This is a genomic window from Faecalibacterium sp. DFI.5.82 (assembly GCF_029076575.1).
Lineage (GTDB): Bacteria > Bacillota > Clostridia > Oscillospirales > Ruminococcaceae > Faecalibacterium > Faecalibacterium duncaniae.
In genome coordinates this window covers 31,248-50,436 of the sequence record NZ_JARFIS010000016.1, presented here as the reverse complement: position 1 = coordinate 50,436, position 19,189 = coordinate 31,248, and the positions used below count along the sequence as shown (strand labels likewise).

At 58.1% G+C, this 19,189-nt stretch carries 22 protein-coding genes, 1 tRNA gene and 1 rRNA gene; 13 read left to right on the top strand and 11 right to left on the bottom strand.

Going from position 1 to position 19,189, the window contains the following annotated elements:
• Nucleotides 1-7: 7 nt before the first annotated feature.
• The 3 genes from rrf to P0G09_RS15130 all read left to right on the top strand — a co-directional run bounded on the left by rrf (nucleotide 8) and on the right by P0G09_RS15130 (nucleotide 1,294).
• Nucleotides 8-124 (top strand): 5S ribosomal RNA (gene rrf / locus P0G09_RS15140).
• Between the two features lie 175 nt (nucleotides 125-299).
• Nucleotides 300-629 (top strand): PadR family transcriptional regulator, encoded by a 330-nt coding sequence (locus P0G09_RS15135; RefSeq protein ID WP_005936428.1) that lies wholly within the window; start codon nucleotides 300-302, stop codon nucleotides 627-629.
• Nucleotides 626-1,294 (top strand): hypothetical protein, encoded by a 669-nt coding sequence (locus tag P0G09_RS15130; protein ID WP_275253063.1) that lies wholly within the window; start codon nucleotides 626-628, stop codon nucleotides 1,292-1,294. Before P0G09_RS15135 ends, P0G09_RS15130 begins: the two co-directional genes overlap by 4 nt.
• 124 nt (nucleotides 1,295-1,418) lie before the next feature.
• On the opposite strand, the gene P0G09_RS15125 is transcribed toward P0G09_RS15130, so the two are convergent.
• The 5 genes from P0G09_RS15125 to P0G09_RS15105 form a co-directional block, all read right to left on the bottom strand.
• Nucleotides 1,419-2,957, bottom strand: a complete 1,539-nt coding sequence (locus P0G09_RS15125; protein ID WP_275253062.1) for an AAA family ATPase — start codon at nucleotides 2,955-2,957, stop codon at nucleotides 1,419-1,421.
• A 12-nt stretch (nucleotides 2,958-2,969) separates the two neighbouring features.
• Nucleotides 2,970-4,409 (bottom strand): VWA-like domain-containing protein, encoded by a 1,440-nt coding sequence (locus tag P0G09_RS15120; RefSeq protein WP_342760538.1) that lies wholly within the window; start codon nucleotides 4,407-4,409, stop codon nucleotides 2,970-2,972.
• A gap of 172 nt (nucleotides 4,410-4,581) precedes the next feature.
• Nucleotides 4,582-5,658, bottom strand: a complete 1,077-nt coding sequence (locus P0G09_RS15115) for a leucine-rich repeat protein (protein WP_275253060.1) — start codon at nucleotides 5,656-5,658, stop codon at nucleotides 4,582-4,584.
• A 63-nt stretch (nucleotides 5,659-5,721) separates the two neighbouring features.
• Nucleotides 5,722-5,874: a hypothetical protein gene (locus tag P0G09_RS15110; RefSeq protein WP_005936439.1), complete on the bottom strand. Its 153-nt coding sequence runs from the start codon at nucleotides 5,872-5,874 to the stop codon at nucleotides 5,722-5,724.
• A gap of 24 nt (nucleotides 5,875-5,898) precedes the next feature.
• A complete protein-coding gene (locus tag P0G09_RS15105; protein ID WP_275253059.1) occupies nucleotides 5,899-7,557 on the bottom strand; it encodes a glutamine--tRNA ligase/YqeY domain fusion protein in 1,659 nt (552 codons plus the stop codon).
• Nucleotides 7,558-7,760: 203 nt separating this feature from the next.
• Here P0G09_RS15105 and P0G09_RS15100 point away from each other — a divergent pair.
• The 4 genes from P0G09_RS15100 (at nucleotide 7,761) to P0G09_RS15085 (ending at nucleotide 8,837) form a co-directional block, all read left to right on the top strand.
• Nucleotides 7,761-7,833: transfer RNA gene (locus P0G09_RS15100), tRNA-Pro, on the top strand.
• 252 nt (nucleotides 7,834-8,085) lie between these two features.
• Nucleotides 8,086-8,304 carry a hypothetical protein gene (locus P0G09_RS15095; protein ID WP_117477396.1) on the top strand — a complete coding sequence of 73 codons (219 nt, stop codon included), beginning with the start codon at nucleotides 8,086-8,088 and terminating at the stop codon, nucleotides 8,302-8,304.
• A gap of 26 nt (nucleotides 8,305-8,330) precedes the next feature.
• Entirely contained in the window at nucleotides 8,331-8,561 is a 231-nt protein-coding gene (locus tag P0G09_RS15090) for a hypothetical protein (protein ID WP_156060035.1), read from the top strand.
• Between the two features lie 3 nt (nucleotides 8,562-8,564).
• Nucleotides 8,565-8,837, top strand: a complete 273-nt coding sequence (locus P0G09_RS15085) for a type II toxin-antitoxin system YafQ family toxin (protein ID WP_117536023.1) — start codon at nucleotides 8,565-8,567, stop codon at nucleotides 8,835-8,837.
• 106 nt (nucleotides 8,838-8,943) lie between these two features.
• Here the strand turns inward: P0G09_RS15085 and P0G09_RS15080 are convergent, their stop codons facing one another.
• On the bottom strand, nucleotides 8,944-9,375 hold the full coding sequence (locus tag P0G09_RS15080; protein WP_117477394.1) for an RrF2 family transcriptional regulator: 432 nt from the start codon (nucleotides 9,373-9,375) through the stop codon (nucleotides 8,944-8,946).
• Between the two features lie 283 nt (nucleotides 9,376-9,658).
• Here P0G09_RS15080 and cysK point away from each other — a divergent pair, with 283 nt between their 5' ends.
• Nucleotides 9,659-10,591, top strand: a complete 933-nt coding sequence (cysK, locus tag P0G09_RS15075; protein ID WP_275253058.1) for a cysteine synthase A — start codon at nucleotides 9,659-9,661, stop codon at nucleotides 10,589-10,591.
• Between the two features lie 89 nt (nucleotides 10,592-10,680).
• Nucleotides 10,681-11,622: a tRNA-dihydrouridine synthase family protein gene (locus tag P0G09_RS15070; RefSeq protein ID WP_275253057.1), complete on the top strand. Its 942-nt coding sequence runs from the start codon at nucleotides 10,681-10,683 to the stop codon at nucleotides 11,620-11,622.
• A 46-nt stretch (nucleotides 11,623-11,668) separates the two neighbouring features.
• On the opposite strand, the gene P0G09_RS15065 is transcribed toward P0G09_RS15070, so the two are convergent.
• The gene (locus P0G09_RS15065; protein ID WP_005936452.1) at nucleotides 11,669-11,914 is read right to left on the bottom strand and encodes an IreB family regulatory phosphoprotein; all 246 of its coding nucleotides are present in this window, start codon (nucleotides 11,912-11,914) and stop codon (nucleotides 11,669-11,671) included.
• A gap of 187 nt (nucleotides 11,915-12,101) precedes the next feature.
• Here P0G09_RS15065 and P0G09_RS15060 point away from each other — a divergent pair, with 187 nt between their 5' ends.
• Both P0G09_RS15060 and P0G09_RS15055 read left to right on the top strand, forming a co-directional pair.
• Entirely contained in the window at nucleotides 12,102-12,518 is a 417-nt protein-coding gene (locus tag P0G09_RS15060) for a holo-ACP synthase (protein WP_117506159.1), read from the top strand.
• Nucleotides 12,519-12,661: 143 nt separating this feature from the next.
• A complete protein-coding gene (locus P0G09_RS15055; RefSeq protein WP_005936458.1) occupies nucleotides 12,662-13,012 on the top strand; it encodes a type II toxin-antitoxin system PemK/MazF family toxin in 351 nt (116 codons plus the stop codon).
• A 52-nt stretch (nucleotides 13,013-13,064) separates the two neighbouring features.
• Here the strand turns inward: P0G09_RS15055 and P0G09_RS15050 are convergent, their stop codons facing one another.
• Nucleotides 13,065-13,451: a metal-dependent transcriptional regulator gene (locus P0G09_RS15050; RefSeq protein WP_035395062.1), complete on the bottom strand. Its 387-nt coding sequence runs from the start codon at nucleotides 13,449-13,451 to the stop codon at nucleotides 13,065-13,067.
• Nucleotides 13,452-13,854: 403 nt separating this feature from the next.
• Here P0G09_RS15050 and P0G09_RS15045 point away from each other — a divergent pair, with 403 nt between their 5' ends.
• Complete coding sequence (locus tag P0G09_RS15045; RefSeq protein WP_215666469.1) at nucleotides 13,855-14,997, top strand: ribose-phosphate pyrophosphokinase; 1,143 nt, start codon at nucleotides 13,855-13,857, stop codon at nucleotides 14,995-14,997.
• Nucleotides 14,998-15,093: 96 nt separating this feature from the next.
• On the opposite strand, the gene P0G09_RS15040 is transcribed toward P0G09_RS15045, so the two are convergent.
• The 3 genes from P0G09_RS15040 to P0G09_RS15030 are packed head-to-tail and all read right to left on the bottom strand — an operon-like array spanning nucleotide 15,094 to nucleotide 17,687.
• Nucleotides 15,094-15,645, bottom strand: a complete 552-nt coding sequence (locus P0G09_RS15040) for a Fe-S-containing hydro-lyase (RefSeq protein ID WP_005936462.1) — start codon at nucleotides 15,643-15,645, stop codon at nucleotides 15,094-15,096.
• 14 nt (nucleotides 15,646-15,659) lie between these two features.
• Entirely contained in the window at nucleotides 15,660-16,499 is an 840-nt protein-coding gene (locus P0G09_RS15035) for a fumarate hydratase (protein ID WP_098923225.1), read from the bottom strand.
• A 15-nt stretch (nucleotides 16,500-16,514) separates the two neighbouring features.
• Nucleotides 16,515-17,687, bottom strand: coding sequence for a malic enzyme-like NAD(P)-binding protein (locus tag P0G09_RS15030; protein ID WP_098923223.1), 1,173 nt, complete (start codon nucleotides 17,685-17,687; stop codon nucleotides 16,515-16,517).
• Nucleotides 17,688-17,967: 280 nt separating this feature from the next.
• Between P0G09_RS15030 and P0G09_RS15025 the strand changes: the two genes are divergently transcribed.
• Nucleotides 17,968-19,110: a trigger factor gene (locus tag P0G09_RS15025; RefSeq protein WP_275253056.1), complete on the top strand. Its 1,143-nt coding sequence runs from the start codon at nucleotides 17,968-17,970 to the stop codon at nucleotides 19,108-19,110.
• The last annotated feature ends 79 nt before the right edge of the window (nucleotides 19,111-19,189 follow it).

Here is a 19,189-nt window from a genome sequence, read left to right as displayed (position 1 = left end):
CATATTGGTCGGTGACGATGACGGTGAGGTTCCACCTGTTCCCATTCCGAACACAGAAGTTAAGCTCACTCGTGCCCAAGATAGTTCGCTGGAAACGGCGCGTGAAAATAGGTAGTCGCCGACTTAAGTGAAAGCTCTGAGATGAAAGTCTCAGGGCTTTTTTGTTGTGTATTACCGAAATGCGAAGATACAGTTTGTTCAAACCGCGCAAAGCGTGCTACTTGACAAACTGGCTACTATGTAATACAATATAGATAAGCTACAACGCATTACATAGTAGGTGGAAAGGAGGAAGTTGAATGGAAAATAATGCACAGCTGCTAAAGGGTGTATTGGAATATTGCGTGCTGCGGCTGATTGAAAAAGAACCAACCTATGGCTATGAAATAGTGATGCAGTTAAAACAGGTCGGTTTTGCAGAGATCAGCGAAAGCACGCTGTATCCGCTGCTTTTACGCTTGGAGCAGCAGGAGAAGGTGACAGTGGAGCGGCGACCTTCTCCCAAGGGACCAAGCCGGAAGTACTATGTGATCACCGAAAGGGGGACGGATTCTCTTTTGGATTTTCAACAGGAATGGAACCGACTGTGCGGTTTGGTAGAAAAGATTTTTCGGGAGGATAGAAGATGAACAACTATTTTACCATGCGAAGAGCGAACCGTCTGCGCGTAAAACTGCTCAACAGCAAAAGCCAGGAGCAAATCAGAGAGGTTATTCGATATCTGCGGCGTACCAGTTGGGATGAGTGCGGCGTAGAGCTGATATACAGTGACCTGATCGATATGGCGGTGCAGGCCAATGAGAATGGGCAGGAACTATTCAACGTGATTGAGGATGCAAAAACCTTTGCTGAGGAGGTTAAGTCAAGCCTTAAAACTTTGAGGACTGGAGATTATTTCTGGTTTGTGGCACCATTGTATTTCTTCTTTGGCTGGGGGATAGGGGGTCTGCTGCTGTATCCGGTGGTTCCGGACTGGGTGTTTGAACTCTCACTTGGGTATTTGGTGCAGCTTGTGGTCTGCATAACTGCTTTTTGCTGGCTATTCCGGAAGATGATGGAGCAGGCGGGGTTTCCGCCAAGCAAGCATCGTCTGAAATACTGCGGTTGGCTGGTGCTTTATATTGCAGTGCTGTATGCAACAGGTGCATTTTTTACACGGATCGCTGGAGCTTTTGTTTTGCTGCGCCTGCCGATTTTGCCTTATGCCCTTTTCAGCCTCCTGCTGGGTGCGGGGTTGTATGGCATAAAATTTTGGAAGTATGGCAAAGATGAACGCTTGAGAGAACGTATCTGAATCCTCCTTATGATGCACGTCTGTCGGACCGTGGAAAACGAGCTCATCCCTGATCTGAACAAAGTACAGAAGCGCTTCATCCTCTCCCGGATGAGGCGCTTCTTTTCTCATAGATGATGGGTGCTTACTGCCCTCCGTGGCGGCGGGCTTCGGCGGCAAGCTCCTGCTGCAGCGCGGCCTTGCGGTGATCGAGCAGCAGGTCTTTGTTGTACCGGAAATAGCGGTCACAGCCATTTTCGGTGATGAAGGCATGGGAAGCGGGGTTCAAGGTCAGCTCCGTGACGAACACCACCATCTCCTGGCTTTCGGCAAAGGCGTTCTCCATAAAGTCAAATGCAGCTTCCAGCGCGGCGCTGGCGGCTTCCTGTGCCTGATCCCGGGCCTCGGCAAGGGACTGGAACTGTGTGCGCAGGAGGTCAAAGGCGGGCTGTGTGCTTACAGCATTGGCGCGGCGCAGTTCCGCATCCCAGCTGCGGAGGGCGGCATACACCTGCAGGCGGGTATTCAGCGCGTCATGGCCCAGCAGACCGGCGGCACGCTGGCGCTGGGTCTCGGCATCATAGTCCGTGACCATCTGACCGAACAGGGTAAGCTCCCCATCCGGGATGTCCGCAGGCAGGGTGGAAAAGCCCTGTTTGGCCTCCCGCAGGAAGGCGTAGCAGGCATCGGCGACGGCATCGGCCTGCCGGGAAGCAGTGAACCGGGTGTTCAGACCGGACAGGATCAGACTGACCAGCGAGAGCCGTTCATCAAACGGTGCATTGAGCAGGCGGGCATAAACGGCCGGCTTGACCTGACCGGCCAGAATCTCCTCTACGCCGTAGTCGTCACGATACTTATAATAGAGATCAAGATAGGCAGAGAAGTCCTCTGCGATCTTCTGGTGCTGGAGATACTGCCGGATGAGTGCTTCATCTGCCTGCAGGTCCAGCGATTCATAGGTGTCCAGCAGGTTGGACAGATCCTCCCAGCCGCGGGCAGTGACGAACTGTGTGCCGTCCACGTCGGCGTTGATCTGGTAGAAGTTCTGGGGATGCAGATCAAGGTAGCTCAGGATGGCACTGTGGATGTGGGCTGTGCGGGCGTAATCCTTCCATACCTGCAGGTCGGGCTCAATGTCCATCCGACGGACACGATCCAGTGTGACGATATCGAAATCGCGGACGGATTTGTTATACTCCGGCGGGTTGCCTGCCGCCACGATGACCCAGCCGGCAGGCACAGCCTGGTTGCCGAAGGTCTTGCACTGCAGGAATTGCAGCATGGTGGGGGCCAGCGTCTCGGAAACGCAGTTGATTTCGTCGATGAAGAGGATGCCCTCTTTCAGGCCGGTGGCTTCCATCTTGGCGTAGACACTGGAAATAATCTCGCTCATGGTGTATTCGGTCACAGAGACATCCTTGTCGCCATAATGGCGCTGCCGGATGAAGGGCAGGCCCACGGCGCTCTGGCGGGTGTGGTGGGTGATGGTGTAGGCCACCAGTGCCACGCCGCACTCCCGGGCGGCCTGCTCCATGATCTGGGTCTTGCCGATGCCCGGAGGGCCCATCAGCAGGATGGGGCGCTGCCGGATGGAGGGGATGGCATACTCACCCAATGGGTCCTTGGCCAGGTAGGCTTTGACAGTGTGTTCGATCTCTTCTTTGGCGCGTTTGATATTCATAAGTTCACATCCTCACGAGTTGTTCAATTCACGGTAAGGGTCGTCCTCTTCGGCCAGCGCGTCGGCCAGTGCCGATGCGGCCCGGGCCGTTGGCCCTGAAAATTCATCCTCATCCAGAACCACCTTCATGGCCCAGGGGGGAACGTTGGCATCATCGAATTTTTCACCCAGGAACAGGAACGCGGTGTCGTAGGCCGGGCGGCGGGCCGGGTAGGTGCCCATGCCATCGGTAAAATAGAGCAGGCCCCGCAGGTTGGAGAACTTCTTCTCGGCGCAGAGTTGGTTCACATATTCAAAGGCAGGCCGGAAATCGGTGCCGCCGCCGCCCCGCAGCTCAAAGTGGTTCATGGCATGGATGAGCTCGTCTTCGTTACGGATGAGCAGATCCTGCCGGATGGCGTTGTCTGCCTGAATGAGATGCAGGTTCATCCGGTGGAAGAAGTTCTCCCGCCCTTTCAGCAGGGTGTAGGTTTCGGCCAGAAAGGCCCGTACCAGCTCGCCGGAGGTGGAGTAGCTGGTATCAATGACCAGCGCCAGCTCCTCGATCTTCTTGCTTTCCCGGGTCTCCAGGGGCTCGATCAGGGGCATGTTACCGTAGACCGACAGGCCGTAGGTGTAGAAGTTCAGGTCGAACTCATCCGGATCGAGGTGGACCTCCTCCCGGGTCACGCAGAACCGCCGCAGGAAATCCTGATAGCTCCGGCGGCTGCGATTGGCGGCCTTGACCTGCTGCTTCAGGGCGTCGGCACCGTCACCGGCTTCCTTGTCCCGCAGGTCCAGCTCGGTCTGCATCCGCTCACCGATCTTCTGCCACGTCTTCTGGGGCAGGGGCGTGGGCATCTGCTGGGGCTGCTCGGGGGCATCCTTGGGCCACAGGCGGTGGTCATCGGTGTAGAATTCCCGCTCCAGCTGGCGCAGAATGCCGGGGGTCTGGCCCGCCAGCCATCGGTAAGCCGGGGCAGCGGCCACCACCCTGCCCTCCGCGGTAATGGCGGCGTAGGCGTTCTGGCGCACCCAGGTCAGCGGGCGCTTGACACTGGAACGATTCAGGCTGTCCAGCACATTCTCCACGGCGATATCGCAGGCCAGATTCCACAGCCGGGCATCCCGCTTGCCCTTGAGCCAGAGATGCCGGAATACGCAGTGGAATACCGTGTGCAGATACAACCGATTGAGATATTTTGGGTTCTCCTGGTAGAGCCGCAGCAGGGCGCTGGGCTGATAATAGAGGTTCACGCCGTCTGTGGCCAGCACGCCGCACCGCTCGTCCGGTACCGGGGCCAGGGCACTGAGCGCCATATCCAGAAAGCGGAAGTCGAGGTACAGCCCGCTGCGCACCACAGCCAGCACCTCGCCGCCCATCCGGGCCTGCCACTCCTCGTGGGTCTCTGGCCGTTTGGATGCAAAGGGCTTGCGGGGGTCGAAGAATTTTTCTTTGGGCAAAAAATTCACCTCCTAGGGAAAGATTTCCTTCGTCCAACCTCTCCGTCATTGCTTCGCAATGCCACCTCTCCTAGTAGGCGAGGCCTTGGCACAACGCAAAGCTCTGTCTCTTCGCCAGGGGCTCCCCTACTAGGGGAGCTGTCGAGCGGATGCGAGACTGAGAGGTTGTACAGAGAAGCAGTTAAAAGTCAAAGCTGTAACGCTCTTTTTTAGGTTGCTTTTTCTGTTTTTGATGTTCTGCATCCATTAGCAATGCCGCGGCAGCTGCGTTGTCTGCCTTGGCGGCAAGCGCCGTGCCCTCAGCAAAGGCAGCAGCATCCAGCACATCCAGCGCCAGCAGATCCTTTATGCTGTCGGTATCCTGTGCCTTCAGCAGGCGCTGGAGCACAAGGCCGGTGTGAGAGGCCAGAAATTCACGGTAGGGGGCCTTTGCCTTTTCGGTCAGGTTCCATGGCCAACGCAGGCGGTCGAAGCAGAGCATGGCCGCCACGCCCTGATCCTCAGCAGCGTGGCCGTCGGGGAAGATGGCATCATATTCTGCGGAAAGGATTTTTCCATCCAGAAAACACTGTCTGTAATGATATCCCTGCCCCGAAAAGGTGTGAAGCAGGATGTGGGCGGGGCTTTCCTCTACGTCCTCCCAGTAGGCGGGGTACCATAGCCCTGCCCGGGGACGTGCCTCACCCGGGAGCCAGAACAGTGCCCGCACGGCCTCGGTGATGTTGTTCACAAGGGCGAACAGGCCGGTCTTTTCCTCAGGAGCGGCCCGGACAAGAAGGTCTGCCAGCGCAAAGCAGTTCAGGAACACGTCGCTGCCCACGGTCAGATCTCCGGCTCCCACACTGAGCCGCCGCAGCCTGCGGCAGTTGTAAAAGGCGCAGCTGCCGATGACCTGCAGGCTGTCCGGCAGGATGATCTCCTCCACGAAATTGCCGCACACCGGGTGCAGCTCCTCCGGGGCAGCAGCCCCTTCCCCGAAGTCAAGGTCATAGCGGCCATGCCGTCCGGTCAGGTCGCGGCCAAAGGCCTGCACAAGGGTGCAGGTGCCGTCCGGGCCGACTTCATAGCGGCAGAGCGCATCGGCCCCGGGCAGGCTTCTGGGCTTCTCGGAGAAGCAGTAGTCCCCCAGCTCGGTGATGGCCAGCACCCCGCCCTCCGGGCCCGGTACGCTTGCGGGAAGGGCCGCACAGGGCGCGTCGCCGTAAACACGGGTCAGGCGGGCGGTGTTCTTCTGTAACGGGATGATATCGATAAACATAGGGTCTCCTAACAAAAAAACTGCTGCACGGGCAGAGCCGTGCAGCAGTTGGGAGGGATGCGGTTACTGTGCGGCCTGTGAAGAAGCGGTAGAGGCGGCCGCATTGTCGGCAGCTGGAACCGTGCCGGTATTGGCAATATACAGGCTGAGGAACACACCCATGATGAGGGTGGCAACAGCCATCAGGATCGCATTCCGGATCAGATGCTTTTTCATCTGTTTGTACTCCTTTGAAAGGATTTACTTTGCAGGCTTGAAGCTGTCGCGCAGAGTGACCACGCGGTTGTACACGCCGGGGTTCTTGCTGTCCGGGGTGAAGAAGCCGGTGCGGACAAACTGGAACTTCTCGCCGGGCTTGGCAGCCTTCAGGCTCTCTTCCAGCTTGCAGCCCTTGCGCACCACAACGCTCTCGGGGTTCAGGTAATCCTTGTAGTCGCTGCCCTCGGGGATGGCGTTCATGTTGGCCTCGGTAAACAGCTTGTCGTACAGGCGGACTTCAGCATCCACAGCGTGGTCAGCGCTGACCCAGTGGATGGTGCCCTTGACCTTGCGGCCATCGGTGGGGTTGCCGTTGCCGGTCTCAAGGTCGGCGGTGCAGTGGATGGCGGCGATGCTGCCGTCGGGGTTCTTCTCCACGCTCTCGCACTTGACGATGTAAGCGCCCATCAGACGAACCTCGCCGCCAATGGTCAGACGCTTGAACTTCGGGGGCGGTACCTCAGCAAAGTCCTCGCTCTCGATCCACAGCTCGCGGGTAAAGGCGACCTTGCGGGTGGAGGCATCGTTGGCTTCGCGGTTGGGGTTGTTGGCTACCTCAAAGAATTCAGTCTTGTCGGCGGGGTAGTTGTCCACGACCAGCTTCACAGGGTCCAGTACGGCGATCCGGCGCTGGGCGGTCAGGTCCAGCTCACTGCGGATGCAGGCTTCCAGCTGACGCATGTCGATCAGGTTGTCGGACTTGGAGATGCCGGCCTCCCGGACAAAGGTGAAGATGGAGGTGGGGGTGTAGCCGCGGCGGCGCAGGCCGCACAGGGTCGGCATCCGGGGATCATCCCAGCCGTCCACGATGCCCATTTCCACCAGCTCGCGCAGGTAGCGCTTGCTCATCACGGTGTTGGTCATGTTCAGGCGGGCGAACTCGCGCTGCTTGGGGAACTCGGTGCCAAAGATATTCTCGATGACCCAGTTGTACAGGGGACGATGATTCTCGAACTCCAGGCTGCACATGCTGTGGGTGATGCCCTCAATGGCATCCTGGATGGGATGCGCAAAATCGTACATGGGGTAGATGCACCACTTATTGCCCTGGCGGTGGTGTTCAGCATACTTGATGCGGTAGATGGCCGGGTCACGCATGTTCATGTTGGGGCTGGCCAGGTCGATCTTGGCACGCAGAGTCTTTTCACCCTCCTGGAACTCACCGGCACGCATCCGGCGGAACAGGTCCAGATTCTCCTCCGGGGTGCGGTCACGCCACGGAGAGGGACGGCTGGGCTTGCCGGCATCGGCACCACGGTACTCGCGCATCTCGTCACGGGTCAGGTCGTCCACGTAGGCCTTGCCCTCCAAGATGAGCTTCTCGGCGTACTCGTAGCACTTGTCAAAGTAATCGCTGCCATAGAAGATGCCGCCGTTGGGGTCAGCGCCCAGCCAGTGCAGATCCTCAATGATGCTGTTGACATACTCCTCACCTTCGCGGGCGGGGTTGGTGTCGTCCAGGCGCAGGTTGAACTTGCCGCCATACTGGTTTGCGATGGACCAGTTGATGTAGATGGCCTTGGCGCTGCCGATGTGCAGGTAGCCGTTGGGCTCCGGCGGGAAGCGGGTATGGATCTCGCTGATCTTGCCCTCGGCCAGGTCAGCGTCGATGATCTCCGTCAAAAAGTTTTTATCTGCCATAGTGGTTTCCCCCTTGGTTTCAGGGCATCGCAGCCCGGAATTACACTTTCTTTCAATACACTTTATAATACACCATTTTTGGCTCTGCTTCAAGGCAAAAATACAAAGTAAGGGTGGTTTTCGGTGCCCCGGGCAGATTTCCGCATTCTGCGCACTTGACGAATGCACAAAAAAAGGGTATAGTATGGTAGTATTCATTTTTACGGGGTGTTGCGCAGTTGGTAGCGCGCCTGCTTTGGGAGCAGGAGGCCGCGAGTTCGAGTCTCGCCACTCCGATATAAGAAAAAGCCGCGATACAACGCTGGAAATTGCGACTGTATCGTGGCTTTATTTGTTGTATAAATGCTCTGAAAACTCTGGTTTGTGCGTCTTTTGTGCGTTATTGGCTCAAAAATGCTGACAGAACAGACAGAGTTGAACCGTGAAATTTGTACAGCTTTACACTGTTCAACAAGGACGAAAAGTGCTATATTGTTTATGGGGCAGGATAGGCATTTTATAACAGCCCCGCCGGAAAAGAGGTTGAATATGCTGTCTGACGCGAAGAAAAAGGCAAATGCCAAGTGGGACAAGGCCCATATGATGATTTTGGGCTGTAAGGTCCGTAAGGATTTTGCGGCCCAGTTCCGGGAGGCCTGTACCGCAGCGGGGACCACCCCCAACGCTGTTCTGAAACAGGCAGCGGAACAGTTTTTGAAAGAACACGCGGTATCAGAGGGGAAAACCGCCGTGGAAGAATGCGCATAATATCCATACGAAAGGACAGGTGCAACATGAGTACAAGAGAATTGGCAAGAACCCTGCTGGACGAGATGCCGGATCATGATTTGATCTATCTGGTGGCGTATATGCAGAGCTTAAAGGCTCTCAAGGATGCAGAAATTCCCAACGCCAAGACACAAGCGGCGATTGATGAAGTGGACAGCATGATTAGAACCGGCGAGGGAGAACACTTTGAAGGCTCTACCGCTGACTTCTTCGCTCAACTGGCGGCAGAGGGCTAAACCGTGTTAAAACTGAACACTTCCACGCAGTTTAAGAAAGATTATAAAACCTGCATCAAGCGGCATTATAAAATGGATTTGCTGCAGGCAGTTGTTGATGTACTGCGAGTGCCTGACGCATTGCCACAAAAGAACCGAGACCACAGCTTAACAGGCAATTATACCGGCTGCCGTGAATGCCATATACAGCCGGATTGGATTCTGATTTATCGGCAGACAGATACGGAACTGTACTTGGTTGCGACTGGTACACACTCCGATTTGTTCGGTTTGTGAGATGGGCGATTATGATTTGCCCGCTATGCAAGGGCGAAATGAAGCCCAGCACAACAGCCCTGCTGCTCATCATCGAGCGGCAGGGCTGTTGTATTGTTTCTGTCATTTAGATGATATAATCATTCCCCGCCTGATCGGGTGCGGCGAGGTCGGCCAGAGTGATCTTGCCAAAGTAGTCGGCGATCATGTCGTTCAGGCCCTTCCACATCGTATAGGTTCGGCAGTTGGGCATCCGTTCGCAGGCGGGAGCACCGGGCACAAGGCAGCTCACGGGGGCAAGGCTGCCCTCGGTCAGCAGCAGGATCTCTGCCACGGTGTACTGGTCGGGAGTGCGGGTCAGCCGGTAGCCGCCGCCCTTGCCGCGCAGACCTTCCAGAAAGCCGTTCTGCACCAGCACCTTCAGGATGTTTTCCAGATATTTTTCCGAGATCTCCTGCCGTTCGGCGACCTCCTTCAGCGGCACATACCGCTCCGCCTGGTGTTCGGCCAGGTCGATCATTACGCGCAGTGCGTAACGGCCCTTGGTTGAAACGATCATAGCTTTTCTCCTTATCAACCCCTCAGACGCTTTGCGCCAGCGGCCCAGTCAGGGGCGGCAATGCGCAGGCATGGATGGTGGGGTTGTCCTCTTCTCATTAACAAACCTATTATACAACAGGGTTTGTAACTTTTCAATCGCTTTTTTCGTTTCTTCCATTGACAAAGGGGGAAAAGAGGACTATAATACCATCAAACCTACAAACCATGTTGGTTTACAGGAAATATATAATGCGTCAGAATAACATCCCGGGCTCTGCGCCCGCAGAGGGAGGACTTTTACTATGAGCAAGATTTACACTTCCGCAGATCAGCTGATTGGCCACACTCCGCTGCTGGAGCTGACCCATATTGAGAAGGAAGCCGACCTGAAGGCCACCGTTCTGGCCAAGCTGGAATACTTCAACCCCGCCGGCTCTGTCAAGGATCGCATTGCCAAGAAGATGATCGACGATGCCGAGGCTACCGGCAAGCTGAAGCCCGGTTCCGTGATCATTGAACCTACCTCCGGCAACACCGGCATTGGTCTGGCCGCTGTGGCCGCTGCCAAGGGCTACCGCATCATCATCGTGATGCCCGAGACCATGAGCGTGGAGCGCCGCCAGCTGATGAAGGCTTACGGCGCAGAGCTGGTCCTGAGCGAGGGCGCAAAGGGCATGAAGGGTGCCATTGCCAAGGCGGATGAGCTGGCAAAGGAGATCCCCAACGCCTTTATCCCCGGCCAGTTCGTGAACCCTGCCAATCCGCAGGCACACATCGAGACCACCGGCCCTGAGATCTGGGAGGACACCGATGGTCAGGTCGATCTCTTTGTGGCTGGCGTTGGCACCGGCGGCACCGTTACCGGCGTGGGCAAGTACCTCAAGAGCAAGAACCCCAATATCAAGGTCGTGGCTGTGGAGCCTGCCTCCTCTCCTGTGCTGAGCAAGGGCGTTGCAGGTGCGCACAAGATCCAGGGCATCGGCGCGGGCTTTGTGCCGGATGTGCTGGATACCAAGGTCTACGATGAGATCATCACCGTGACCAATGAGGATGCTTTTGCGACCGGCCGCCTCATCGGCCACAAGGAAGGCGTTCTGGTGGGTATCTCTTCCGGTGCAGCGGTCTGGGCTGCGCTGGAGCTGGCAAAGCGCCCCGAGAACGCAGGCAAGAAGATCGTTGCTCTGCTGCCCGATACCGGTGACCGTTATCTGTCCACCCCGCTGTTTGCTGAATAAGCTGTAACCCCAAAGCCGCTGCGCAGAAATTTTTGCGCAGCGGCTTTTTTTGTGCTACAATAAACCCATCAATTCCAAGGAGAACTGTTATGAACTACTACGCCGCCCCGATGGAGGGGCTGACAGACCGCGTCTGGCGGCAGGCCCACCAGCGCTGGTTCGGTGCACCGAAGGCCCCGGTGCGGTACTATGCGCCGTTTCTCTCGCCGCCGGAGAACCGGGTGCTCATCAAAAAGAAGATGGCTGAGCTGGAACCGGCGGCCAACCCGGGAGTGCAGGTCATCCCGCAGCTGCTGGCAAAGGACGGCGAACTTGCGGCCTGGATGATCGGGGAACTGCGCCGGATGGGCTATACCGAGGTCAACCTGAACTTCGGGTGTCCCTCCGGCACCGTGACAGCCAAGGGCAAGGGTTCCGGAATGCTCCGAGACCCGCAGAAGCTGGATGCCTTTCTGGACGCTGTTTTTTCGCAGGCAGGTGGGTCGGTGTCGGTCAAGACCCGGTTGGGTGTGGCCCGGGCGGAGGAGTTCGGGGAGATCCTGAACGTTTACAACAAATACCCCCTCTGCGAGCTGACCGTCCATCCCCGGGTGATGAAACAGCTCTACCGTGGCCAGGCCGACCGGGAAGCCTTTGCTGCCTATCTGCCTGCCTGCACTGCTCCGGTCTGCTACAACGGCGATGTGACCACCGCGGATGACCTGCGGGCACTGGAAGCGGCATTTCCGGGACTGTCGGGCATCATGGTGGGCAGGGGCCTCATTGCAGACCCTGCTCTTCTGCGCAAGGCTGTGGGCGGCCCTGCCGCTTCCCGGGAAGAACTGCGCGGCTACCATGATGAACTCTATCACGGCTACACCGAAGCCTTTGGGATGGCCAGCTGTGCCGTGAGCCGGATGAAGGCCCACTGGTTTTACCTCATCCACCTTTTCGATGGGGCCGACGCACTGGAAAAGCCCCTGCGCAAGGCCCGGGAAGGCTGGGAGTATGAGACGGTGGTGAACCAGATCTTTGCCTGCTGGCCAAAATAAAAAGTCCGCTGCCTCCTGCGAGACAGCGGACTTGTGTAAGCGCGGCTCAGACGTTCAGGTAGCTGCGGAGCATGGCCTGCAGCAGATCGTCACGGTCAACTTTGCGGATGAGGGAGCGGGCTCCCTTGTATGTGGTGATATAGGTGGGATCTTCGGACAGGATATAGCCCACCAGCTGATTGACCGGATTGTAGCCCTTTTCCTTTAATGCATCGTACACCTGCTGTACGATCTCGTGAATCTCGTAGTCCTTTTTGTCGTGGATCGAAAAAATAGCAGTCGCGTCGCCCACGCAATGCACCCCCTTCGGTATCCCTCTCGCATTCCGTTCCGAGAGGTCATTGGAACTTATAGCCCATTGTACACGAAATGAACGCTGACTTCAAGATTCCAAGCTGGAATTTGCACACTTTGCCTAAAAATTTTTGAAAATTTGAGTAAAAAGAACGGAGCGAATTTTCCCGTTCAGGAGGTTTTTCATGGTCTACGGAATCGGCTGCGACCTGTGCAGCATTGCGCGGATGGAAAAGAGCCTGCTGGGCCCCCATGGCGCGGTCTTTGCACGCCGGGTGTTCGGCCCGGCGGAGCAGGCGGCACTGGGCCTGCCTCTGGCAGAAGAAGAGGGCACGGCCCGCCGCACCGCCCATACCGTGGCCAGCGCGGCGGCGGACTTTGCGGCCAAGGAGGCTTTCCTCAAGGCGGCGGGCACCGGTCTGCGGGAGCCCTTCTCCCTCTGCGAGATCGAAGCCGTCCGCCTGCCCGGCGGGGCACCGGCCTATCACTTTTCCGGCCGGAGCGCCCAGTGGGTGGAAGCACGCCGCCTGCGGGCACACCTTTCCCTGAGCCATGAAGACGGCATGGCCATGGCGTACTGCATCCTGGAAACGGAAACCTGAACTTCTCAGCTGCATACAATGGAATAAGCCCACGCGTGCATAGCGGCCCTGCAGTCGGCTCATACTAAAGGCAGAGCGACTGAGGATGCGCAAAACGCACCACATAGCGGGCGCATCCTCCAAAATCAGGGAGGGAAGATTCCATGGAGGTACACAGAGGAGAAGTTTTTTACGCCGATCTTTCACCGGTGGTGGGTTCGGAACAGGGCGGCATCCGGCCGGTGCTCATCGTCCAGAACGAGATCGGCAACCGGCACAGCCCCACCGTGATCGCAGCGGCCATTACATCCCGGCTGGACAAAGCCCGCCTGCCCACCCATATCAACATCCGGGCGGCAGATACCGGCCTTGCCAAGGACAGTGTGGTGCTGCTGGAACAGATCCGCACGCTGGATAAGCACCGCCTGCGCGAGCGGGCCGGGCAGATCACGCCTGAGGATCAGCGCCGGGTGAACCAGGCACTGGATGTCAGCCTTGGGCTGGACAGCTACTGACAAAAAATGAGACTGCCAAGGCCTGGCAGTCTCATTTTTTTGATGATTCCGGTTATTTTACGCTGTCCTGCGCGTCGTGGAGCAGGGCATATTCGCGGATCTTTTCCAGCGTCTGCTCGCTCAGGATATGCTCTGCCTTGCAGGCATCCTCGGCGGCGACCTCCTCGTCCACGCCAAGCTGCACAAAGAAGTGAGTCAGCAGGCGGTGGCGGCTATAAATGCGCTCTGCGATCTCGCGGCCCGGTTCCAGCAGGGTCAGGTTGCCCTCACCGTCCACCGCGATATAGCCGTTCTCCCGCAGCTTTTTCATGGCAATGCTCACGCTTGCCTTGGTATAGCCCAGCTCATTGACCACGTCGATGGAACGGACACGGCCCATTCTCTGGTTGAGCATCAGGATCGTTTCAAGATAATCTTCTGCGGATTGGTGGATCTGCATGATATCGGCCTCCTGCCTTCTTGATTCCCGGCCCGGGGCTGAAAACGCACGTCGGTTCGGTTTGTTATAGAATACCACATTCTCCCGGGGGATGCAAGCAATCCCTAAAAGTTTGCTAAAACAAACCGGCTGAAACATGAAAAATCTGTGGGTTTGTGCGCAGGAACCACCGGGCAGCAGGCAGGGGGAAAGGGAAGAGGGAGGTAAAAGGAAGGTTTTTTGTGTGAAACTCACAGTCTCCAACGTGTTTTTGAACAACAGCTGTGCAAGCCGCAGAAAATGGCTCCAAGACAGAAATTAGGTGTGTCGAAATCTGTTTTTTGTGATAAAATAAGAACAGATATGCGCTTTCAGCATCTGATTTCATCGTCAAGACAACAGGAACATTGAAGGAGTTGTAAGTATGTCCAACGAGATCAATCCGATGGCATTTTTCCAGGAACCCAGCGTGGCAGACCTGCGTCTGCTGGCCTGCCCCGGTGCAGAGGAGCTGACCAAGCTGATCGACCAGCATCTGGTGGAATGGGCAAAGTCCGCAGGCGTGGAGAAGGATAGCTTTATCATCCCCTGTGAGTGCCCCCGCTTCCAGAGCGGTGACGCAAAGGGCCTGGTCAGGGAGTCTGTGCGCGGCGACGATATCTTTATCGTTGTCGATCCGGGCAATTACAGCGTTACCTACAACCTGTTCGGTTACGAGAACCACCTCTCCCCGGATGACCATTTTGCCAACCTCAAGCGCCTGATCCAGGCAGTGGCCGGCAAGGCACACCGTGTGTCCGTTATCATGCCCAGCCTGTACGGCGGCCGCCAGCATCGCCGCGTGGTTCGCGAGAGCCTGGACTGCGCTGTGGCCCTGCAGGAGCTGCAGACCATGGGCGTGCGCAACATCATCACCTTTGATGCCCACGATCCCCGCGTTCAGAACGCTGTGCCGCTGCTCAGCTTCGACAATGCAATGCCCACCTATCAGGTGCTCAAGAGCCTGCTGAAGAAGAATCCCGAGATCAGCTTTGATAAGGAGAAGTTCATCGTGGTCAGCCCCGACGAGGGTGCCATGAACCGCAACATGTACTTCTCCAGCGTGCTGGGCTGCAACCTGGGCATGTTCTACAAGCGCCGCGATTACACCCGCGTGGTGAACGGCCGCAACCCCATTGTGGCACACGAGTATCTGGGCGATTCCGTTGAGGGCAAGACTGTTTTCATCGCCGACGATATCATCGCTTCCGGTGAGAGCATGCTGGAGGTTGCAGGCAACCTGAAGGAGCGCGGCGCTGCCCGCATCATTGCCAACGCGACCTTCCCGCTGTTCACCAGCGGCCTGAAGAAGTTCGATCAGGCAGTTGCCGATGGCAAGCTGGACTACGTTGTGGGCACCAACCTGACCTACCGCCAGCCCGAGCTGCTGACCCGCGACTGGTATGTTGACGTGGATGTCTCCAAGTATGCTGCCTACTTCGTGGTGGCACTGAACCACGATATGTCTGTTTCCAGCATCATCGATCCCATCAAGAAGATCGAGGCTCTGCTGGCAAAGCGCAGCTGATCAGAAAGAATGCAATGCAAAAGGAGCTGTACTCCCGTGGGGGTACAGCTCCTTTTTGTATGTACAGCATTCAGCAGAAGCCGGGACTGCTGCTCCTCAGCGGTTCCGGTAGGCCTCCGGGCCTTCCAGATACAGATCTCCGCCGTGGGCATCCAGGATGACAGTCAGGGGCATATCCTGCACGGTCAGGCGGCGGACGGCTTCACAGCCGAGGTCGGGCCAGGCGATGACCTCCAGCGTCTGGACGCTCTTGGCCATCAGGGCACCGGCACCGCCCAGAGCGGCCAGATAGACCGCGCCGTTGCGGACAACGGCTTCCTTGACAGCGGCATCCCGCTTGCCCTTGCCGATCATAATTTTGTTGCCCAGATCCAGCAGGCGGGGGCTCATGGCATCCATCCGGCCGCTGGTGGTGGGGCCGGCAGAGCCGATGACCTCACCCGGGCGCTCCGGAGTGGGGCCGACGTAGTAGATAGCGCTGCCCTCAAGATCGAAGGGGAGCGGTTCGCCCCGATCCAGTGCTTCGATCATCCGCTTGTGGGCCTGATCCCGGGCGGTGTATACCACGCCGGAGAGCAATACGGTATCGCCTGCCCTGAGGGGGGCCAGATCCTGGGCGGTGCAGGGGGTGGTCAGTCTGTATTCCATTGCAAAGCCCCTCCTTACAGCCGGGCCGACGCGCGGCGGGTGACATGGCAGGAAACGTTCACGGCCACGGGCAGGCCCGCCACATGGGTGGGCATCTGCTCAATGGCAAGGCCCAGACAGGTGGTCTGGCCGCCAAAGCCCTGCGGGCCGATGCCCAGTTCATTGATGGCGGTCAGCAGCTCCCGCTCCAGACCGGCATAGTAGGGATCGGGGTTGGGAACATCCAGCGGGCGGAGCAGTGCCTTCTTGGCCAGATAGGCCACCTTGTCAAAGCTGCCGCCCACGCCGATGCCCAGCACGATGGGCGGGCAGGGGTTGGAACCGGCCAGCTGGACGGTCTCCAGCACGAACTTCCGGAAGCCCTCCACGCCGTCGGCGGGCTTGAGCATCTGGATGCGGCTCATGTTCTCGCTGCCAAAGCCCTTGGGGGCCACGGTGATGGTGCAGCCGTCGCCGTCCACCAGATGAACGGTGATGGCTGCGGGGGTGTTGTCGCCGGTGTTGCCCCGGCGCAGCGGGTCGGCCACGATGCTCTTGCGCAGGTAGCCGTCGGTGTAGCCGCGGCGCACGCCCTCGTGGATGGCGGCCTCAAAGCTGCCGTCGATGTGGACATCGGTGCCCAGCTCCACAAACACGCAGGCCATGCCGGTGTCCTGGCAGATGGGCAGGTCTTTTTCTCTGGCGGCGCTCAGGTTGGACCACAGCAGGTCCAGGGTATTCTTTGCCAGCGGCCAGGGTTCTTCCTGCCGGGCCTTGTCCAGCGCCGCCTGCACATCCTGCGGCAGGCGGGTGTTGGCCTCGATGCAGAGCCGGGCTACGGTATCGGTGATGGCTTGTGCGGAGATGTTCCTCATCTCGTGTTCCTCCCTTTACAGGCGGGCAACGCCGGTCTCGCGGGCAGCCTTTGCCACGGCAGCAGCCACGGCCTCGGCCACACGGGGGTCGAACGCGCCGGGGATGATGTTCTCCTCGCTGCGGTCGGCATCGGTGATCAGGTCAGCGATGGCATAGGCGGCGGCCAGCTTCATCTGGTCGTTGATATCACGGGCGCGGACGCTCAAAGCTCCCTTGAACAGGCCGGGGAAGCAGAGCACATTGTTGACCTGGTTGGGGAAGTCGCTGCGGCCGGTGGCCATCACGCGCACGCCGCCTGCCTTGGCTTCGTCCGGCATGATCTCCGGGGTGGGGTTGGCCATGGCAAAGACGATGGCATCCTTGTTCATGGTCTTGCACAGCTCGGTGGTCAGGATGCCGGGGCGGGACACGCCGATGAACACGTCGGCTCCCTCGATGGCTTCCTTCAGGCCGCCCTTGATCTGGCGGGGGTTGGTCACTTCGCCCAGCCAGTTCTTGTGGGCCTCGGCGCTGTTGCAGCCCTTGTACAGGGTGCCGAACTGGTCCACGGCCACGATATCCTTGGCACCGGCGGTCATCAGCATCTTGATGATGGCAGTACCGGCAGCGCCGGGGCCGTTCAGGACGATGTGCACGTCCTCCATCTTTTTGCCCACCACGCGCAGGGCGTTGATGAGGGCAGCGGTCACCACGATGGCGGTGCCGTGCTGGTCATCGTGGAACACGGGGATATCCAGCTCCCGCTCCAGCGTCTCTTCGATCTCGAAGCACTCGGGGCTCTTGATATCCTCCAGATTGATGCCGCCAAAGGTGGGGGCAATGGCCTTGCAGGCCGCGATCACGCTGGCGGCATCGTGGGCATCGATACAGATGGGGAAGGCATCCACGCCGCCGAACTCCTTGAACAGCACGGCTTTGCCCTCCATCACAGGCAGACCGGCCTCGGGGCCGATGTCACCCAGGCCCAGCACGGCGGTGCCGTTGGAGACAACGGCCACCATGTTGCCCTTGAAGGTGTACTTATAAACATCGTCGGGGTTTTCCTTGATCTTGCGGCAGGGCTCGGCAACGCCGGGGGTGTAGGCGGTAGACAGGTCGTCGCGGGTCTTGACCTCCACCTTGCTGGTAATGCCCACCTTGCCGTGGTGGGTCTCGTGCATTTCAAGGGCGGCTTTGTTGTAATCCATGGGGTGTTCCTCCGTTTGTATCGGGCGCTTCCCACGGAAGGGAGCGGCCGGGGTTTCTCGTATCTCTTTTATTTTAACAGAACCGCGCGGGCATTTCCACCGGAAAAGCCGCTTTTTCGGCCGGTGCCCCGCAAAAGTCGGACAAACCCGGCGCTCTATTTGTGGAATTTCTGCAAAATTCTTTTCTTTTTCACTTTTGCCCTTTATAATAAGGTCTGTACTATGCGACCCGAATCTGAACCCGGCGGGATGCCGGTGTTCCAACAGGAGGAACTTTATTTTGAAAAAGATCATCACAAAGGCGGTCTGCCTGCTCTGCGCCGGTGCGCTGGTGCTGGGCGCAGCAGGCTGCTCCAAGTCCGCTGATTCTTCTTCTGCCGCTTCCAGCACAGCCGCCGCTGTTTACGGCAGCGCGGAAGATTACGATTACGAGAACTTCTCCTACAGCAGCGGTCTGGACGAGAACGGCTACTGGGAGGGCGTGAAGGCGCTTGACTATGTCACCTTGCCCGAGAACTTTGCAAGCCTTACCTTCAAGCGTTCTGAGATCGAGCCCACCGAGGAGGAGATCCAGAGCGAGATCGACAGCCTGCTCAGCGACCACGCCACCGAGAAGCAGGTGACGGACCGTGCCGCAGCGGACGGTGATACCGTCAACATCGACTATGCCGGTTCCGTGGATGGCGTTGCGTTCAGCGGCGGCACTTACAGCGGCTACAGCCTGACCCTGGGCAGCGGTACTTTCATCGATGGCTTTGAGGATCAGATCGTAGGCCACACCCCCGGTGAGACCTTTGATGTCACCGTGACCTTCCCGGAGGGATACAGCGATTCTACCGATTCCGAGGGCAACACCGTTGTTCTGAGCGGCAAAAAGGCTGTGTTCTCCGTTACCCTGAACTACATCAGCGAGAAGGTCCTGCCCGAGCTGACCGACGCGTGGGTGGCCGAGAACTACGGCGAGAGCGATGATGTTCACACCGTGGAGGAGCTGAAGGCGCTCTACCAGAAGATGCTCTACAACACCAACCTGCAGAACGCCATCATGGACGACCTGCTGGCAAACTCCACCTTCAAGGAGCTGCCCAAGGAGGTCACCGATTATCAGGTGAACCAGTGCCTGAACTACTACTACACCATGGCCAACTACTACGGTTACGATCTGGACAGCTTTGTGCAGACCGCCGCTGGCTATGAGAACGCCGATGACCTGCTGGAGGGAATGAGCGACAGCATCACCACCTACTCCAAGGAGGCTCTGCTCTATCAGGCAGTGGCCGAGACACTGGACATTGTGCCCACCCAGGAGCAGATCGATACCTATTCCTCCTACACCGGCACCTACGGTGAGAATTACTGCACCATGGTCGCCCTGATGGATGCCGTCACCGATGCGCTGACGGAGAGCGCAGTGGTGAGCTGAGAAAAGGATTGACATATCAGCGCTTTTTTGCTATACTGTTATCAGTGATTAGATTGCAGAAGCTTGTGGGGCCTGCGAT

Coding starts and splice junctions, on each gene's coding strand:
- P0G09_RS15090 (WP_156060035.1), top strand. CDS start 8,331: ATGAGTACAAGAGAATTGGCAAGAACCCTGCTGGACGAGATGCCGGAT.
- P0G09_RS15050 (WP_035395062.1), bottom strand. CDS start 13,451: ATGCAGATCCACCAATCCGCAGAAGATTATCTTGAAACGATCCTGATG.
- P0G09_RS15040 (WP_005936462.1), bottom strand. CDS start 15,645: ATGGAATACAGACTGACCACCCCCTGCACCGCCCAGGATCTGGCCCCC.
- P0G09_RS15035 (WP_098923225.1), bottom strand. CDS start 16,499: ATGAGGAACATCTCCGCACAAGCCATCACCGATACCGTAGCCCGGCTC.
- P0G09_RS15115 (WP_275253060.1), bottom strand. CDS start 5,658: ATGTTTATCGATATCATCCCGTTACAGAAGAACACCGCCCGCCTGACC.
- cysK (WP_275253058.1), top strand. CDS start 9,659: ATGAGCAAGATTTACACTTCCGCAGATCAGCTGATTGGCCACACTCCG.
- P0G09_RS15130 (WP_275253063.1), top strand. CDS start 626: ATGAACAACTATTTTACCATGCGAAGAGCGAACCGTCTGCGCGTAAAA.
- P0G09_RS15135 (WP_005936428.1), top strand. CDS start 300: ATGGAAAATAATGCACAGCTGCTAAAGGGTGTATTGGAATATTGCGTG.
- P0G09_RS15060 (WP_117506159.1), top strand. CDS start 12,102: ATGGTCTACGGAATCGGCTGCGACCTGTGCAGCATTGCGCGGATGGAA.
- P0G09_RS15055 (WP_005936458.1), top strand. CDS start 12,662: ATGGAGGTACACAGAGGAGAAGTTTTTTACGCCGATCTTTCACCGGTG.
- P0G09_RS15125 (WP_275253062.1), bottom strand. CDS start 2,957: ATGAATATCAAACGCGCCAAAGAAGAGATCGAACACACTGTCAAAGCC.
- P0G09_RS15080 (WP_117477394.1), bottom strand. CDS start 9,375: ATGATCGTTTCAACCAAGGGCCGTTACGCACTGCGCGTAATGATCGAC.
- P0G09_RS15110 (WP_005936439.1), bottom strand. CDS start 5,874: ATGAAAAAGCATCTGATCCGGAATGCGATCCTGATGGCTGTTGCCACC.
- P0G09_RS15095 (WP_117477396.1), top strand. CDS start 8,086: ATGCTGTCTGACGCGAAGAAAAAGGCAAATGCCAAGTGGGACAAGGCC.
- P0G09_RS15105 (WP_275253059.1), bottom strand. CDS start 7,557: ATGGCAGATAAAAACTTTTTGACGGAGATCATCGACGCTGACCTGGCC.
- P0G09_RS15045 (WP_215666469.1), top strand. CDS start 13,855: ATGTCCAACGAGATCAATCCGATGGCATTTTTCCAGGAACCCAGCGTG.
- P0G09_RS15070 (WP_275253057.1), top strand. CDS start 10,681: ATGAACTACTACGCCGCCCCGATGGAGGGGCTGACAGACCGCGTCTGG.
- P0G09_RS15030 (WP_098923223.1), bottom strand. CDS start 17,687: ATGGATTACAACAAAGCCGCCCTTGAAATGCACGAGACCCACCACGGC.